The organism is Halomonas sp. YLGW01, from assembly GCF_014840935.1.
Classification (GTDB): Bacteria; Pseudomonadota; Gammaproteobacteria; order Pseudomonadales; family Halomonadaceae; genus Onishia.
The window spans coordinates 1,770,370-1,786,907 of record NZ_CP062005.1 but is presented as its reverse complement, the minus strand read 5'-3'; the positions used below and the strand labels follow the sequence as shown (position 1 = coordinate 1,786,907).

Sequence of the window (16,538 nt, the reverse complement as noted above, 5' to 3'; positions counted from 1 at the left end):
AAAAAACTGCTGGCCATTAAAGAAATAGTGCGAATTACCGCCCTCGATAGGTTAGATGCCGGATAGGTGAAAACGAACAACCAAACCCAGGGCAACGGTGGCCGAAACGCTCAGCAGTGTGCCCAGTAACACATACTCTGTGAGCTTGCGGTCGCTGCGTTCGCGCAGGTCGCCGAAGCGCAGCACCGACTTGGCTGTCAGCAGGAAGCCCACGGCGGTGAGTTCATCCAGCAGCACCAGCGTCAGGACCAGGAAGCGTTCCAGCATGCCGATACGGGCGCCGGCGGCGATTAGCGTGCCGGGATCAGCCACGTCCTCGCTCCAGGGGCGCATGGCTAAGGCGATGGCAATGGCCATCGGTCGTGTGATCAACAGGTAGGCGGCGGTCAACGTCAAGGCACTCGGCGAGACCAGCCAGGTGATGGCGTCAGTAAGCGGCTGCAGGCTGCCCAACCAGGTGAGCCATACTCCTACGAGCACTACCAGATGCAGTAGTTGATCCAGCAGGAACCAGCGCAGGCGGTGCGGCGCCAGGTAGGCCTTGCCCAGATCAATGACGCCATGGGTGATAGCGACCAGCAGGGCACCGGTGATGGTGACAGTGAAGGTGCTGCCGGCGATACCCAATACCAGTAGCACCAGCAGGCCATGTATTCCGGCATGCAGGTAGAGGGCTCGCGAGCGTCGCTTGTGGCGCCGCCGCTCGTCTACCCAGCGACGCGGCTGGAGCAGGAAGTCGCCGCTCAGATGCGCCAGCAACAGGCCCAGCAGCGTTGCCAGTTCCTGAGGAGTCATGAGGTACGGCCCTCCTCGGCCAGGCGGTGTCGAAAGAAGTCAAGCGTATCGGCCAGCAACGACCAGCGGGCGGTGCGCAGTCGCTTGTGCACGCTGGGCTGTCGGATGCCGAGCTTTTCGGCCATGGCCTGCTGGGATTCATCCTGCCAAAGGCGTAAGTAGGCGACTTCGGCCGACGCGGGAGACCAGCCGTCGACCAGCTCGTCCGCATAGCGGATCAGCAGATCAAGCGCAGCATCCTGTTGGGCGCCGAGGCGGACCAGGGCAAGATGTGATGCCCCCTCGCTTATGGCATCCAGCGCCTTGCCGGAGGCCACGAACACGGGGCCCTGGGCGGTGGCGAGGTCTTCATTGGCCTGCCAGTAGTCTTGCCCAACTGCCACGGCGATCCTCGCATCCCAGCGTTTTTTACCGGAGTGCATGATCAGCGCTGCACGCAGGGTCAAGGCGGTGTCCAGAGCGATCTCGGCGGAAGGCAAGGCCAGCTGGAAGCCATCGCCACGATAGCGTTCGAAGCGGCCACCATGATGCTTGGAAAGGTGTGCCAGCGTAGCATCTAGCACTCGATACAGGGTGGAAAGGTCGTCGATTCGTTGTGATGCGATGACGTCACCGGTTAGCACCGCGATGGGCTGGTTCATGGACGTATTCTCCATGGGGAGGGGTGACCCCATTGATCATGCCAGGTAGCAAGCGTGAGGATAGATAGCCATAAAAGGCTATTAAATTTAAATATAGCCATAAAAGGCTATAACAGGGACGGGTGATGTGCCAGCCCGAGATCAGCGACGTCCATGGCGTGATGCGATGCTGGGCGGCGCTTATGGGCATACCGCGGCCGTTTTAGCCCTCTGTGCTTGAAACGTTGGTGCTCGCCGTTATCATGTTCGCTCGCCACCGGCGGTATGAGGGCCGGTCGGCACCCAATGCTCGCCTCGCACCCCGCCCGGCCTCAGCTGGCGCGGGGTATTTTCTTGTGACCACAAAGGAGATTCCATGACCGACAACGCTACTCAGGAGACCCAGGACGACGCACTGGTTCGTGCCATCACGCTGCAGATGGAAGTCGATGAGCTGAAGGCCAACCTGCAACAGCTTAAGAAAGATTCCCAGCAGGCCCAGAAGGCAAGAGACAAGGCCAAGCACGAGGCGGAACAGCTGCGCACGCGCAATGCCAAGCTCAGCGACAAGCTGGATGCCGCGAAGAAGGATGCCAAGCAGGCCAAGCACCTGGCGCGCGAAGAACTGCAGAAAGCCCAGGCCAAGCAAGAAGCCAAGCGTGGTAAGGCGGCCAATGCCGGCACCAGCGAGGCAACGGCGTCTGTCGCCAGCGACGACGGCACGGTCACGGTATCGCTGGTCAAGGACCAGGTGTGTGTCGCCCAGCCGCCGCATTTCGTCATCAGCAGCACTCCGCTCAGCGAGAGCGAGCAGCATCAGCTGGAATTCTGCAGCCTGATCGCCAGCCTGCGTGATGGTGAGTATGGCGATTTTATCGATCAGTCCACACAGGCCATGGCGACCCGCTGGCGTCAGCAGCAGCAGTGCCTGCGAGTCGAGGATCTGGAGCTCCCGACAAAGGTCGTCACCACTCTAAGTGAAAACGGTCTCGTCATGGCGAGCGACATCCAGGCCCGTCACGCAGCCGGCACCCTGTCCGACATCAAGGGCATCGGCCCGGCAGCCGTCGAGCAGGTGGCCACGGCCTTGGACAGCGTCTCCTGATTCGCTTCTGGCGTGTGGCGCAGTAGCGTCAAGTGGGGCGGCAGCGCCGAGGCTTTGCCGCCGCCCGGTAGTCGGTCGGCCTCTAGTTCAATTGTCTCGTACCGAAAGCCGGCTTCCGGTCGCGCCCCTGCAGTTGAGCGATGCCTATTCCCGCCAGATCGTATCCTCTGCGCTTCAAGGTCATGATTCGGACAAGTCGCCGGGAGTTCGCGGACCTTTCTGGGTTACCGAGTCATGGCTATCCGCGCTTCCTACGTCCTCCGAGAGTGAATCATTTGATCATGCCGGACGGTCTTGATGCTCTCCGGCATGCTTGATGACGGCGGATGAGGGGCCCGAGCTCCTCTTGGGAAGCGTAGATCGCCCGTGGCGAGATATGGCTGCCATGAGGCTACCTTCGAGTTAGAATATATATGGAAACCCATATATTGTGTGCTCGGCAAGGCCGGAGCCGGTCCCAGACTCTGCTCGCACGAGCGGTCTTGTGTTTCCTGACACACTCCAAGAGGACGCTTCATGACGGTACGTATTGGTATCAACGGGTTTGGTCGTATCGGTCGGCTGACGCTGCGGAGCCTGTGGGCTCGCGTCACGGCCGGCGAGATCGAGATCGTGCGGATCAATGATCCGGGCGGTGACGCGGCGACCTTTGCCCACCTGCTGGAATTCGACTCGGTGCATGGTCAATGGGCGCCGGGGCAGGGGATCAGCGCAGAGGAGGACGCACTGATCATCGACGGGCAACGCGTCGCCTTCAGTGGCCACCAGGCGCCGGGTGACGGCGACTGGGCCGGCTGTGCGGTGGTCATCGAGTGCTCGGGCAAGCACAAGACCCGCGACAAGCTGCAGGCCTATCTCGATCAGGGAGTGGACCGGGTGGTGGTCAGCGCGCCGGTGAAGGAGCCGGGGGTGCTCAACGTCGTCATGGGCGTCAATGATGATCAGTACCAGCCCGATCAGCATCGCATCGTGACCGCGGCCAGCTGTACCACCAATTGTCTGGCGCCGGTGGTCAAGGTGATTCAGGAGACCTTCGGGATTCGTCATGGCTCGATGACCACGGTGCACGACATCACCAATACGCAGACCATCCTTGATGCGCCCAGCTCTCCAAGCAAACCCGACCTGCGCCGTTCACGGGCCTGCGGCATGAGCCTGATCCCCACTACCACTGGCTCTGCCAAGGCCATCACCGCCATCTTCCCTGAGCTCAAGGGCAAGCTCAACGGCCATGCCGTGCGGGTACCGTTGGCCAATGCCTCGTTGACCGACATGGTCTTCGAGCTGGAGCGTGGGGTGACGAGCGAAGAGGTCAATGCGGCACTGAAGACAGCGGCCGAGGGCGAGCTTCATGGCATCCTGGGGTATGAAGAGCGCCCGCTGGTGTCCATCGACTATCGCACTGATCCCCGCAGCTCGATCATCGATGCCCCCTCGACCATGGTGATCAACCAGACCCAGGTGAAGCTGTACGCCTGGTATGACAACGAGTGGGGCTATGCCAACCGGACCGCCGAGCTGGCGCTGAAGGTGGCCCGTGGCTGAAGGTACTGCACTGCTTCACCGCTTGCGGGCGCTGCCCTTCGAGGTGCGACAGTATCTGCTGATCACCGGCAACTACTGGGCCTTCACGCTCACCGACGGGGCGTTGCGGATGTTGGTGGTGCTGCATTTCCACCAGCTGGGGTATTCCCCGCTGGACGTGGCCTTGCTGTTCCTCTTCTACGAGGCCTTCGGCGTGATCACCAACCTGGTGGGCGGCTGGCTCGGCGCGAGACTCGGGCTGAATCGCACCATGAATGTGGGGCTTGGCTTGCAGCTCCTGGCCCTCTCCATGTTGATGGTTCCGGCCAGCGCCTTGACCGTGCCCTGGGTCATGGCCGCCCAGGCGCTGTCGGGGATCGCCAAGGATCTTAACAAGATGAGCGCCAAGAGCGCGGTTAAGGTGCTGGTCCCCAAGGACAGCCCTAGTGCCGGCAGCGCGCTCTATCGCTGGGTGGCGATCCTCACCGGCTCTAAGAATGCGCTTAAAGGCGCCGGCTTCTTCCTTGGCGGCGTGCTGCTGACGGTCGTCGGCTTCCGCGGGGCGGTCATCGTCATGGCGGTCATGCTGATCGCCGTGCTGGCGCTGTCCCTGGTACGGCTCAAGGCCGATCTGGGGCGACAGAAGCGCAAGCCGAAGTTCAGCGAGATGTTCTCCACATCGCGGGCCATCAATGTGCTGTCGGCGGCACGCCTGTGCCTGTTTGCCTCGCGGGATGTCTGGTTCGTGGTGGCCTTGCCGGTCTTTCTGTATGACCAACATGGCTGGAGTCACTGGACGGTGGGCGGCCTGCTGGCCTTGTGGGTGATCGGCTACGGCGGGGTACAGACCCAGGCGCCGCGGCTGACCGGTCTGGTCAAGGGGGGCGCCCGCGGGATTACCGCCTTCTGGGCTTTGCTGCTGGCCGGGCTGCCGGCGCTGCTCGCTTTGTTGCCGTTGGCCGAGGTGGCATGGCTGGTGGTGGGGCTGATGGCGTTTGGCGTGCTGTTCGCTGTCAATTCCAGCTGGCACAGCTATCTCATCGTGCACTATGCGCGAGCCGATGGGGTGTCCATGGATGTGGGCTTCTATTACATGGCCAATGCCATGGGACGACTTGCGGGCACGCTGCTCTCGGGCTGGTTATATCAGGTCGCGGGCCTGGCCGCCTGTCTGTGGGTCTCCGCCGCCCTGGTGCTGGCCAGTGCCCTGATGGCCCTGGCGCTGCCGCGTGAGGCGTCTGCCGGATGAGCGAAGCGTTTCGCGCCACAAGGCGTCTGCCTTAAAATCCCGGTCTAGCCTGTAAGGAACATGCCGATGTCGATCGACCCGTTACGCCTCTTCAAGTGCCTGGCCGAAGAAACGCGCCTGATGATGACGCTGCTGATCTCGCGCGAGCAGGAGCTGTGCGTGTGCGAGATGACGCATGCCCTGGAGCAGTCCCAGCCCAAGGTATCCCGCCATTTGGCGGAGCTGCGTCGCTGTGGCCTGCTCGCCGATCGGCGCGATGCCCAGTGGGTCTATTATCGTCTGGAGCCGGGCCTGCCGGCTTGGGCACTAGCGGTGCTGGAGGCGGCGGCCGAGGGGCGGGCCACAGAACTCGAGCGCGTGGGGGCGCGACTGGCGAAGATGGGCAACCGGCCCGAGCGTCGGGCCGCGCTCTGCTGAGTAGATCATGGCCTCGCACCGGTCCGGTGCGAGGCCTGTGGCCATTGCTTGTTATCGTAAATCGCCGTGAGTGAGTAAGCCGGCGGCTAAGAGGATTCGTCCACGTCGAGCACGATCTTGCCGACATGGCGTTTTCGCTGGAGCAGCGCCTGGGCCTCGCCGATCTGCTCAAGGGGCAGGGACGCCGCCACCAGGGGCGCACCCCTGCCAACTCACTGTCGGATATCATGCGGCGACGGCCGTGTACTTCGCGAAAGCCGCCATCGCACTCGAAACCGCGTACTAGGGCTGATCCAGCAGTTGGCGGCCGGCTTCTCTGATGCAGGGTTCGACCAGTACTCGCTCGCCGTCTTCCCTGTAAGGAAAGCGGTGGGATAGCGGTCTTATGCCCTCAGGGGCGCTATTCTGCATTGTCGATGGTCTCCTGCAGAAGACGCTATCGATAGGGCGTAACGCGAATTTAGTTGGCACATGTCCACTAAGTATATATAGTGGACATGTGCCAACTAAATAGCGAGTGTCCTATGGCCCTTCCTTCCCTGAACGAGGCACTGCATCGGCTGCTGCATGCCTACAAGAAGCAGTTGCGTGCCAATATCCGGCAACACCAGATATCGCTGCCTATCACCCACATCCGCGTGCTGAAAGGCGTCGGTCGCATACCCGACTGCACCGCCATGGCCATTGTGCAGCGCATGGGGCAGGACAAGTCACGTGTCACGAGGGTGCTCAACGATCTGATGCATGAAGGATTGATTGAGCGCTCGGACAATCCAAGCGACCGCCGTAGTCAGCTTTTGACGCCGACAGATACAGGCCTGGAGATGCTCGAGAAGATAGCCGCTCTGGAGGACGAGGCAGCTACCTGCTTGACCGGGCAGCTCAGCACCGATGAGCTGGAGACCTTTCTGCGCATCGCCGCCACCATGACTGAAAACGCCACCGATCACGAAACCGAGCAGCACAGGAGTCAGGATCATGGGTAAGGCCGGGACAAGGGAGCTCGAGGTCATTCGTGCCACCCAGGTCACGCCACATATGCGGCGCGTCACCTTGGGAGGTGATGGCCTGGCGGACTTTCCGCCGGACCAGCAGAGCGCCTATATCAAGCTGATCTTTCCGCGCGGCGAGGGGAAAGCCGTTGATGCGGACCTATACCATCCGGCATCAGCGAGCAAAGGAAATCGATGTCGACTTCGCCCTGCACGAGCACATGGGGCCGGCGTCTACCTGGGCAGTCAATGCGAGGCCCGGCGATCGAATTCTGGTGGGAGGTCCTGGCGCCAGGAAGCTGATCCATCATCAGGCCGATTGGTTTCTGTTGGCTGGCGACATGACGGCCTTGCCCGCCATCAGTGTCAATCTCGCTGCGCTACCCGACGACGCTCAAGGGCACGCGGTGATCGAGGTTCCCCACGAATCGGATAGACAATGCCTGGCACATCCCGAGAACATCCAGCTGCATTGGGTGATCAACCCGAATCCGGACCCGACAGGCAAGCCGTTGCTTGACAAGGTGCAAGACTTGCCGTGGCTGGCCGGCCAGCCCGCGGTGTGGGCGGCATGTGAATTCGGCAGCATGCGGGCCCTGCGTCGTTTCCTCAAGCAGTCGCATGAGGTGCCCAAGTCGCACCTCTATGTGTCGAGCTACCGGAAGATCGGGCAAACCGAGGATGGCCACAAGCGGGCCAAGCAGCAAGACAGTGCGGCCGAGTAGGTGGCGATGGCGCTGGGCTTGAAGGCATGGAGGGAGCTGCCGAAGTGGTTTCATCAGATGAGCCAGTGCGGGGCTCACGGAAACTGTTGTCGTGTGGCATTGGCGATGCGCACCAGGGAAAGCATGACCGGCACTTCCACCAGCACCCCCACCACGGTTGCCAGGGCCGCACCGGACTGAAGGCCGAACAGGGCAATGGCTGCCGCTACGGCGAGCTCGAAGAAGTTGCTGGCGCCGATCAACGCGCCGGGGGCCGCCACGCAGTGGGGCACCTTCCAGGCCTTGGCCCAGCCGTAGGCGATGAAGAAGATCAGAAAGGTCTGGAGAATCAGGGGAACGGCGATCAGCACGATATGCAGTGGCGCCTCGAGGATTACCTCGCCCTGAAAGGCGAACAGCAGCACCAGGGTGATGATCAGCCCGATCGGCGTGATCGGGCCCAATCGCTTCAGGAAGACCTGCTCGTACCAGTCGAGGCCGTGGCGGGCGATCAGGGTGCGCCGTGTCAGGTAACCGGCGGCCAGCGGGATGACGATATAGAGCACCACCGACAGTGCCACGGTATCCCAGGGTACCTGGATATCGGAGACCCCGAGCAGCAGCACCACGATCGGGGCGAAGGCGACCAGCATGATCAGGTCGTTGAGGGAGACCTGCACCAGCGTATAGGCGGCGTCGCCGCGGGTCAGGGTGCTCCACACGAAGACCATGGCGGTGCAGGGGGCGGCCCCCAGCAGGATGGCGCCCGCCAGATATTGGCTGGCGAGCGGCTCGGGAATCCATGGGCGGAACACCACCATCAGGAAGAACCAGGCGATGGCGAACATGGTGAACGGCTTGATCAGCCAGTTCACGGAGGTGGTGATGATGAGCCCCTTGGGCTGGCGACGTACGCCCAGCACCGAGGTGAAGTCGATCTGGGCCATCATCGGAAAGATCATGGCCCAGATCAGGATGGCGACCGGGATCGAGACCTGTGCCACCTCGAAGCGTGACAGCGTCTGAGGAATGGCGGGCGCAAACTGGCCGAGCAGCACGCCGGTGACGATGGCCAGGGCGACCCAGAGGGAAAGGTAGCGCTCGAAGCGCCCCATGCCTTCGGCGACGCTGGGTGTCTCGGTGTTCAGGTCCGTGCTCATCCTTTGGCTCCTCTCAAATGGCCCGCTGATTGACGCGCGCCGAGAGCTGCTCGGCACTCTCCTTGCGCTCGGAATAGCGATCGGTGAGGTAGTCGGCACGACCACGGGTCAGCCAGGTGAATTTCACCAGCTCCTCCATGACATCGACGACACGATCGTAGAAGGAAGAGGGCTTCATCCGGTCCTGGTCATCGAACTCCATGAAGGCCTTGGGGACCGAGGACTGGTTGGGGGTGGTCAGCATGCGCATCCAGCGGCCCAGCACTCGCAGCTGGTTCGCGGTATTGAACGATTGGGATCCGCCACAGACCTGCATCACCGCCAGGGTCTTTCCCTGGGTGGGGCGCACGGCTCCCAGCGAGAGGGGAATCCAGTCGATCTGCGCCTTCATGATGCCGGTCATGGCCCCGTGCCGCTCCGGTGAGCACCACACCATGCCCTCGGCCCATTCGGCCAGCGTGCGCAGCTCGGCGACCTTGGGATGACTGGCCTCTTCGGCATCGGGTAGCGGCAGGCCACGGGGATCGAAGATGCGCGTCTCGGCGCCCATGGCTTCAAGCAGCCGAGCGGCTTCCTCTACCAGCAGGCGACTGAAGCTGCGTGACCGCAGGGATCCGTAGAGCAGCAAGATGCGTGGGGGATGAGCGGAGCCACCGCCGGGCTCGTTCAGGTCATTTGGCGAAGGCGCGTGGAACTGGTCGGTGTCGAGGTTGGGGAGATCCTGGAGTGGGGGCATGGGGAAACCCGGGAGTGATGAATGATATGACAATCAAAATATATGTAATTTCATATGTAAGCAACGGCCGCTCGGATCGATCCGTAGGCCAGTAAGCCCCTGAACCAAAAAGCCCCGAGCCGGTGTCCTGTCATGACACCGGTCCGGGGCTTTGCTATTGATGAATCGCGCCATCAGCCGAAGAGCAGGGGATCCATCAAGCCACCGGGGTAGGTCAGCGTCAGGAACTCGGCCATCGCTACCAAGAAGACGGTGACACCCAATGACATGCCGGCGGCTACCCAAGGCTTGGTGCGGGCAACCAGCAGCAGAAAGACCAGACAGAAAATCGTCGCCGCGGTGATGAAGCCGACATATACCATGGTGCCCACCAGGCCGAAGAAACCCACGAGCCACAGGCTTTCCCGACGCATCGCCTGATGCTGCCATTGCGGCCGTTTCAGCGTGCAGCGCAGGATCTCGAGCAGGCAGGAGATGCCGAGAATGGCGATCGCCAGCCGAGGCATGATGCCGCCAAGCGTCGTCAGGTCCGAGATGTCCATCCAGCCGACCACGGCGATGCCGATCAGCAGGGCAAACAGCACCATATCAATGACGCCGAGGGTGGGGGGAGTGACCGGCTCCGCAGTCTCCGTATCGCTCGCCGCCAGCGCGCGACGCTTGAGCAGGAAGGCTTTGAGCATCGGAATGAACATGGCGGCGAAGATCATCGCGCCGATGATGATGACGCCCGGGCGCATGAAGGCATCGGTGCCCTGGAACTGAACCGCCTGATAGAAATAACCCTCCGCACCCGGAGCCAGCACGAAGCCGATCAGGAAGGCCGGGCGCGACCAGTTGGCCTGCTTGAACAGCACGCCCAGCACGCCGACCGCCCCAAGGGCGATCAGGTCGCCGGTGGCACGGGTGGCCTGAAAGGCGGCAAACATGATCAGCACGGTGATCAGGGGCGCCAGGATGGCGAAGGGCACTCGCGTCAGACTGGCCACCGGACGCGCGAGCATCAGGCACAGGGCGGCACCCAGGATGTTGGCCAGGGCCAGCGACCAGATGATCGTGTAGGTCAGATCCAGATGGGTCTCGATCATGCCGACACCCGGCTGGAGGCCAAGCAACAACAGCCCGCCGAGGAAGACGGCGGCGGTGCCGGATCCCGGTACACCGAACAGCAGGGTCGGGACCATGGCGCCACACGCACAGGCGTTGTTGGCGGATTCCGGTGCAATGACGCCTCTGATATCCCCCTTGCCGAACTGGCTCTTGTCCTTGGCACTGTGCACGGCGTGTCCATAGGTCAGCCAGTCGACCACCGACCCGGCGAGCCCCGGAATCGTGCCGACCAGGCTGCCGATGCCGGCACACCGCGCGACCAGGCCGCGTTGCTTGCCGACGTCCTGGATGCCGCTACGCCAACCTTCACCCAATTGGCAGGGTTCCTCGGCGATGGCGCCGCGCTTGACCAGCAGGTCGATGATTTCGGGCAGGGCGAAGATGCCCAGGCCGACGACCACCAGCGGAAGGCCGTCGTAGAGATAGTCGAGGCCGAAATTCATGCGGAATTCGCCGGTGGCCGGCGCCATGCCGATGGCTCCCACCAGCAGGCCGAGGCCGCAGGCCGCTAGCCCCTTGAACAGATCGCGTCCCGACAGCACGGCGACCATGGACAGGCCGAGCAGCGTCAGCATGAACAGCTCAGATGAGGAAAAGGACAGCACCAGGGGGCGTGCGATCAGGATGAAGCCGGTCAACACCACGGCGCCGATCAGGCCGCCGATCATCGAGGACAGGAAGGCGCTTGAGAGTGCACGAGCCGCCTGGCCGCGCTTGGCCAGCGAGAAGCCATCGATCACCGTTGCCTGAGAGGCACTGGAGCCGGGGATGCCCAGCAGGACCGATGCAAAGGTGTCACCGGTGGGTATCACCGCGACCAGCCCCATGAGCATGCCCAGGGCAACGGTGGGGTCCATGCCGTAGAGGAAGGGCAGCAGCAGGGACATGCCGGCGATGCCCCCGAGCCCTGGGATGATGCCGACGACGAGGCCGACCAGCACCCCGAGAACCATGAACATCAGGTGAGACAGCGTGAAGAGCTGCCCGAGGCTTGAGAGAAGGATATCGAGCATGGCGTATGGCTCTTATGTTGTGTAGGGGAGGAGCCCGCCGTCGCCTTGGCGTGAACAGGCGACGGCGTGTCGCGTCAGATCTTGGCGCCGTGCTCCGTTTCCAGCCACTCGGCCAGCCATTCGCGAGTGGCCTCGTCGATGGCCATGGCATCGTCTAGGTGGCGCTGCACGGTTTCCCCGATGACGGGCGTATAGGGGCCAAGCTGGGCGGCGGCTGCTTCCTTGAAGGCGTCGGTGGCGACGAAGTCACGGGCCGCCTGACGATAGGTCTCGAGCAGGTCGGCCGGCGTTTCCTTGGGCACCATGATCAGCTTCTGCAGGGAGTAGCCGGAGGCGAAGAACTTGCGGAAGGCAGCATAGGCCTCGCCTGACGGTGCTTCGCCCATGCGCGCCTCGTGAACCTCGATGAAGGTCGGCAGCTCCGGGAAGGTGGGGTCACGCACGATCTCACCGGCCTCGTTGAGGACGCCGAGAGAGAAGAGCGGGACGGCTTTACCGGCTTCCACCAGCGGGGTCACGTTGCTGAGGTAGGCTGAGGTGGTTTGGAAGTCGATATCGGCCTCGCCCCGCTCGAAGGCCAGGCGGCCCTCACCACGACTGCGCATGCCAAACACGGCCTGAACATCGGCGCCCAGCATGTCCAGGGCGATCAGAACCGGAAGCTCGAGCCCGGTCGGGTTCTGGGCGGCGAGCTTGACCGGTTGAGAGGTCAGGCTATCGAGGGCTTCATCAGCCGTCTCGCCTAGACTCGGCTGGGCATAGACCACGCCGCCGGTGGGGGTGGCGAGAATCGGTGACCAGTCGCTGTAGTCGTAGCGGACCCGGGGATCATCCAGCATGGCGGGGTATTGGGTGGACGCCGAGGTGCCGAGCCAGTGGCTGCCGTCCTTGCGTGCACGAACCGCGAACAGGTTGGCGCCATTGATCGATCCACCGCCGGGTACGTTGTCGATCATGATGGTCGGTTCGCCCGGCAGGTTATCGCTGAGCCAGGGAGAAAAGAACCGCGCCCAGACGTCGGTACCGCCGCCCACGCCGAAGGGAATGGTCCACTTGATGTTGCCTGGTACTTCCACCTCCTGTGCTTGGCTGGCGGAGAGGGTGGTCAGGCCGAGGCCGGCGATGGCCAGGCCGAGCAGGGCGGTCTTCTTGAGCCTTGCCAGAGGCCGAGATACCTGAGTGTATTGGCGTGTCTTCATGGCGTTTCTCCTGGTTTTTTTATGGTGGTTGGGTCAAGAGCCCAGCATGCCGGCCAGTTTATCCGGCCTTGGCCGTCAGTTGTTGGTCGTCAGGGGACGGAGGTAGGGAGTAGAACAGGTTTCCACTCATGATCTTGCGCGCGGTTCGGATCAGCGAGACGCGCGCGATATCCTGCTGATCCTGGTGGCGGTGCTCGACATCGAGATCGATGAAGCCGGAGGGGTGCTCAAGCCTGACGCGGGGCAGTCGCTCGCCTTCCTTCAGGCGAGCGTTCGCGACGGTGAGGCGATGAGCGATGGTCCCGGGAACGCTGATGGCAGAGGCCACGGCGATGGCGCCGGTCACGGCGATGGCCTTGTGGCAGCGATGCGGAACGAAATAGCGCGTGCACAGGGTGCTTCCGCTGTCTTGTGCGGGGGAGACCAGCACGGGTTTGGGCAACACGCTCTGGCTCACATCGCCAAGCCCCATGCGCTCACCGGCCTCACGGCGGATGCTCTCGAGACGCGTTAGCAGGCCGTCACTGGCATCCAGGTCGGCGGGCGATTCATCCCCCTTGATCCCCAGATCGGCGGCGTCGATCATGATGATCGGCGTGGCGGCGTCGAGACAGGTGACATCGATGCCCTGGATGCTGTCGCAAGCGGAGCCGGTCGGTAGCAGGGCGCCGGTCTTGGTGCCGATGATATCCAGAAAACTGAGCTGAATGCCGGCGGCATGCCCCGGGACGCCGCTGATATGCGTGTCTCCTTCGTAAGCCACTTGGCGGTTGGGCGTCGGGACGTGACACTCGATGAAGCGCTGGGTATTGAGGTTTCGCACCCGTACCACGGTCGTGCCGTCCTGTGGCTCCACTAGCCCTGTCTCGATGGCATAGGGACCGACCGCCGATAACATGTTGCCGCAATTGGGGTTGAAATCGACACGCCGGTTGAGCACATCGACCTGAGCGAACAGGTAGTCGACGTCGGCATTGGTGTCGGCCGAGCGTTCGACAATCGCGACCTTGCTGGTCAGGGGGTCGCCGCCGCCGATGCCATCGATCTGCAAGGCATGGCCCGAGCCCATCAGGCTCAGGAGGATGTCGGCCTGCGCCTGCTGATCGTCTGGAAGGTCACTCATGCGCAGGAAGGGGCCTCGAGAGGTGCCGCCACGCATGATCATGCAGGGAATGCTGTTTATCATCGTCGTCAAACCACGTCGGGGTGAGAAGTCGTGATTTGAGGATGTCACCGGCCTTTTGATGCTTCAAATGCAAATAAATGTGAGTATATATGTGTAAAAAGGATTAATGTGTTCTAGTTATTGTTCAATGTCACTTCATGCAAGAGTGCTTCCATGCTGCATCGACTGGAATTCATGGATCTCCAGGCCTTCATTCAGGTCGCCGAGCTCGGCTCCTTCAACGCCGCCGCCCAGCGGTTGCATATCTCACAGCCGGCGTTGTCCCGCCGCATCCAGAAGCTGGAGGAACTGCTGGAGGTGGAGCTTCTCGAGCGGACCACGCGGCGTACCCGCCTGACCCCCATCGGGCAGGACTTCCTGCCCAGGGCGCGGCGCATGATCGAGGAATACGAGTCGTCGATCCTGGGCATTCGAGAACTGGCCACGCATCAGAAAGGCACGGTGACCATCGCCTGTTTGCCGACGGCGGCTTTCTACTTTTTGCCCAGTGTGATCCGGGTGTTCAGCGAGGCCTGGCCGGGTATCCGCATCCGCATCCTGGATGTCAGCGCCAAGGAGGGATTGGAGCGTGTGATCAGTGGCGAAGCGGACTTCGGCATCAACATGTTCAGCGCCCAGAGTCCCGAGATTTCCTTCACGCCATTGTTGCGAGACCCTTTCGTGCTGGCGCTGCGCTCCGACCATCCGCTTGCGGTGAAGGAACAGATCGAGTGGACCGACCTCGAGCAAGTGCGCCTGATCACGGTCAGCCGAGACAGCGGCAACCGCGCCCTGCTGGATAACACCCTGTCAGCAGAAGGCATCCGCCTGAACAGCTTCTACGAGGTCCAACACCTTTCCACCTCACTAGGCCTGGTGGAATCGGGGCTTGGTGTTGCGATCTTGCCGCGCATGACGATGCCGGGACCGGACCACGACTCGCTTTGCTCCCGGGAGCTCCCTGAGCCCCGCATTCAGCGCACCATTGGGCTGGTGCGCAGCAGTACTCACAGCATCTCCAGCACCGCACAATTGTTTATTGATCTGCTGTTGGAGCACTGGGGCAATAACGAATAGTGCCGAAGCGGCTCAATATCTCCAGAAGCGAACGCCCGGCGGGGGGAAGCGTTCGGGCTTCATTCTCTGGGATGATCATACGGTGATCGGCCGCCGATTCTATGAGTATGAAGCAAGTGCTGGCCAGTCAGATTGTACGTGCTATCCCTTCTGAATACTGGGGCACCAAGTGGCATGTGTCGACTGATGGAGAGCAGAAAATGAGGCTCAAATGACGGCGGTCTCAATTAGACTAGGCCCGGGTGATGGTGTCGCATGATGAGGGTTGATCTTTTATTACTCTCCAGCGCCAGATATGAGTCACCAGTCCACCTACTATCAGATTGTGTACATATACACCGGATGAGAATGAGAGATAGGCCTCGAACTGGTTGACGGTGATCCAGAAGGCGAAAAAGCTGGCCCCAAACAAGGCCATGTCGCCAGGGAGTTCACCTGCTTTCCACGCCAGCCAAGTGCCACGACCAATCCAGCAGGCGAGCGTCGCGACTACTAGCACCCCCAGGGCGCCATAGGCCACAAGTATTTCCAGGAAAGTGTTATGCAGATGGCCATAGCGTTCTTTAGTGTTTTCTGGCAGCCAGTCTGTTTCTTGGACCGCCAAGTTGCGACCATTACCACCCCAGCCTACTATCGGACGCTCGGCTATCCATTCGCTGGCGGCAATCCAGGTGTAGACTCGATTCCCGATGCTGGAGTTGGGGTCGACTGCATCTATCTTTCCGGCGATCAGGTTGGTGATTACTTGGTTTTCAGCGCCCAATCGCCGCTCAATGGTTCCATGGAAGATATTCCCCAAAAAGATCACTAGAATTATTGAAGAAATGCCACTTAAAACAAGCGGCATCTTTCTTTTTCTGCTAGCTGGCTGTCGGAACATGGAGTTGCTAGCAATCAATGGGATGATGGCCATGGCAGGTAGCGCTATTAACAGTGCGAGCCAGATAGCCCGAGTCTGGGTGATAATGACGCCGGTGACACAAATCGTGAGTGCCAGGGCCCAGGCGATACGACGCAATGTGGACCATGCACCTGCTTGGAGCATTCGTCGACTGAAAGCCAGCAAGCCGAGCAGGGCCGTTCCGAAGTACATTGCACCATGCTGAGCATTGTGGATACCGAAATCTACCCGGCGACCTTCCAGGCCTTTCTGCCAATGAAGGATACCCACATCACTGGTCAGTGTTGTAAGAATCAGCCCCAGCATGGCTAATCCCCAGAGCCATAAGGTGCGTCGAGTGCTTCCTCCTAGCCACCAGGCAACACCGATGAACAGGAACCATTTTCCCATGCGGTCGAGTTGCGGATTGTCTGGTATCCAGCTGGGATGGTGTACATAGCCTAAACACCAGGTAAGCAGTTGCACGAATACTGCGGCGAGCAAGAGCCAAAGCGGCCCCGTGCTACGAAGTGTCTTGCCACATGCCAGGACCAAAATCAGCCCCAAGACTCCCATCAAGGTGCCTGCATCCTGACCTATATCAGGAAATAAAAGACGAAAAAAACCATAGAGGTAAAGGCAGATGACGCCCAACATCCATACGGGCTTAGGTGACTTCCAGAATGACTCTTGTTGATCCAGTCGCCAAATATTCATGAACATGACACAAGTTCCAGTTGCGAGGAAGTGATGAAGCCCAGAGTTGAGAATGCCTAGAATGCTATTATTAAC

15 protein-coding genes and 1 pseudogene are annotated in these 16,538 nt (G+C 61.4%); 8 read left to right on the top strand and 8 right to left on the bottom strand.

The window, feature by feature from the left end; all coding sequences use genetic code 11:
- Nucleotides 1-51: 51 nt before the first annotated feature.
- Together IEJ03_RS08300 and IEJ03_RS08295 are read right to left on the bottom strand one after the other, a co-directional pair.
- Nucleotides 52-795 carry a DUF3307 domain-containing protein gene (locus tag IEJ03_RS08300; RefSeq protein WP_192034394.1) on the bottom strand — a complete coding sequence of 248 codons (744 nt, stop codon included), beginning with the start codon at nt 793-795 and terminating at the stop codon, nt 52-54.
- On the bottom strand, nt 792-1,436 hold the full coding sequence (locus IEJ03_RS08295; protein ID WP_192034392.1) for a hypothetical protein: 645 nt from the start codon (nt 1,434-1,436) through the stop codon (nt 792-794). The genes IEJ03_RS08300 and IEJ03_RS08295 overlap by 4 nt, the downstream gene beginning before the upstream one ends.
- Nucleotides 1,437-1,791: 355 nt before the next feature.
- Here IEJ03_RS08295 and IEJ03_RS08290 point away from each other — a divergent pair, with 355 nt between their 5' ends.
- From IEJ03_RS08290 to IEJ03_RS08265, 7 genes and pseudogenes are all read left to right on the top strand, one after another.
- A complete protein-coding gene (locus IEJ03_RS08290) occupies nt 1,792-2,520 on the top strand; it encodes a hypothetical protein (protein WP_192034390.1) in 729 nt (242 codons plus the stop codon).
- Between the two features lie 516 nt (nt 2,521-3,036).
- Nucleotides 3,037-4,065, top strand: a complete 1,029-nt coding sequence (locus IEJ03_RS08285) for an ArsJ-associated glyceraldehyde-3-phosphate dehydrogenase (protein WP_192034388.1) — start codon at nt 3,037-3,039, stop codon at nt 4,063-4,065.
- Complete coding sequence (gene arsJ / locus IEJ03_RS08280; protein WP_192034385.1) at nt 4,058-5,293, top strand: organoarsenical effux MFS transporter ArsJ; 1,236 nt, start codon at nt 4,058-4,060, stop codon at nt 5,291-5,293. The genes IEJ03_RS08285 and arsJ overlap by 8 nt, the downstream gene beginning before the upstream one ends.
- A gap of 66 nt (nt 5,294-5,359) precedes the next feature.
- Nucleotides 5,360-5,710, top strand: a complete 351-nt coding sequence (locus tag IEJ03_RS08275) for a metalloregulator ArsR/SmtB family transcription factor (protein WP_277950323.1) — start codon at nt 5,360-5,362, stop codon at nt 5,708-5,710.
- 524 nt (nt 5,711-6,234) lie between these two features.
- Complete coding sequence (locus tag IEJ03_RS08270) at nt 6,235-6,696, top strand: MarR family winged helix-turn-helix transcriptional regulator (RefSeq protein ID WP_192034382.1); 462 nt, start codon at nt 6,235-6,237, stop codon at nt 6,694-6,696.
- Nucleotides 6,689-6,938: pseudogene (locus IEJ03_RS15990) on the top strand (siderophore-interacting protein); the annotation flags it as partial. The gene IEJ03_RS08270 and the pseudogene IEJ03_RS15990, both read left to right, overlap by 8 nt.
- Nucleotides 6,924-7,427 (top strand): siderophore-interacting protein, encoded by a 504-nt coding sequence (locus IEJ03_RS08265; protein ID WP_347401009.1) that lies wholly within the window; start codon nt 6,924-6,926, stop codon nt 7,425-7,427. The pseudogene IEJ03_RS15990 and the gene IEJ03_RS08265, both read left to right, overlap by 15 nt.
- 74 nt (nt 7,428-7,501) lie before the next feature.
- Here IEJ03_RS08265 and arsB read toward each other — a convergent pair whose 3' ends face one another.
- The 5 genes from arsB to IEJ03_RS08240 all read right to left on the bottom strand — a co-directional run bounded on the left by arsB (nt 7,502) and on the right by IEJ03_RS08240 (nt 13,789).
- Nucleotides 7,502-8,566, bottom strand: coding sequence for an ACR3 family arsenite efflux transporter (gene arsB / locus IEJ03_RS08260; protein ID WP_192034380.1), 1,065 nt, complete (start codon nt 8,564-8,566; stop codon nt 7,502-7,504).
- A gap of 13 nt (nt 8,567-8,579) precedes the next feature.
- Nucleotides 8,580-9,302 carry an arsenical resistance protein ArsH gene (gene arsH, locus IEJ03_RS08255; protein ID WP_192034378.1) on the bottom strand — a complete coding sequence of 241 codons (723 nt, stop codon included), beginning with the start codon at nt 9,300-9,302 and terminating at the stop codon, nt 8,580-8,582.
- Between the two features lie 173 nt (nt 9,303-9,475).
- Complete coding sequence (locus IEJ03_RS08250) at nt 9,476-11,425, bottom strand: tripartite tricarboxylate transporter permease (RefSeq protein ID WP_192034376.1); 1,950 nt, start codon at nt 11,423-11,425, stop codon at nt 9,476-9,478.
- 74 nt (nt 11,426-11,499) lie between these two features.
- Nucleotides 11,500-12,624: a tricarboxylate transporter gene (locus IEJ03_RS08245; RefSeq protein WP_192034374.1), complete on the bottom strand. Its 1,125-nt coding sequence runs from the start codon at nt 12,622-12,624 to the stop codon at nt 11,500-11,502.
- 58 nt (nt 12,625-12,682) lie between these two features.
- On the bottom strand, nt 12,683-13,789 hold the full coding sequence (locus IEJ03_RS08240; protein ID WP_277950351.1) for a 4-oxalomesaconate tautomerase: 1,107 nt from the start codon (nt 13,787-13,789) through the stop codon (nt 12,683-12,685).
- Nucleotides 13,790-13,963: 174 nt separating this feature from the next.
- Here IEJ03_RS08240 and IEJ03_RS08235 point away from each other — a divergent pair, with 174 nt between their 5' ends.
- Nucleotides 13,964-14,866, top strand: coding sequence for a LysR family transcriptional regulator (locus IEJ03_RS08235; protein ID WP_192034372.1), 903 nt, complete (start codon nt 13,964-13,966; stop codon nt 14,864-14,866).
- Between the two features lie 232 nt (nt 14,867-15,098).
- Here IEJ03_RS08235 and IEJ03_RS08230 read toward each other — a convergent pair whose 3' ends face one another.
- A complete protein-coding gene (locus IEJ03_RS08230) occupies nt 15,099-16,469 on the bottom strand; it encodes an O-antigen ligase family protein (RefSeq protein ID WP_242457903.1) in 1,371 nt (456 codons plus the stop codon).
- Between the last annotated feature and the right edge of the window lie 69 nt (nt 16,470-16,538).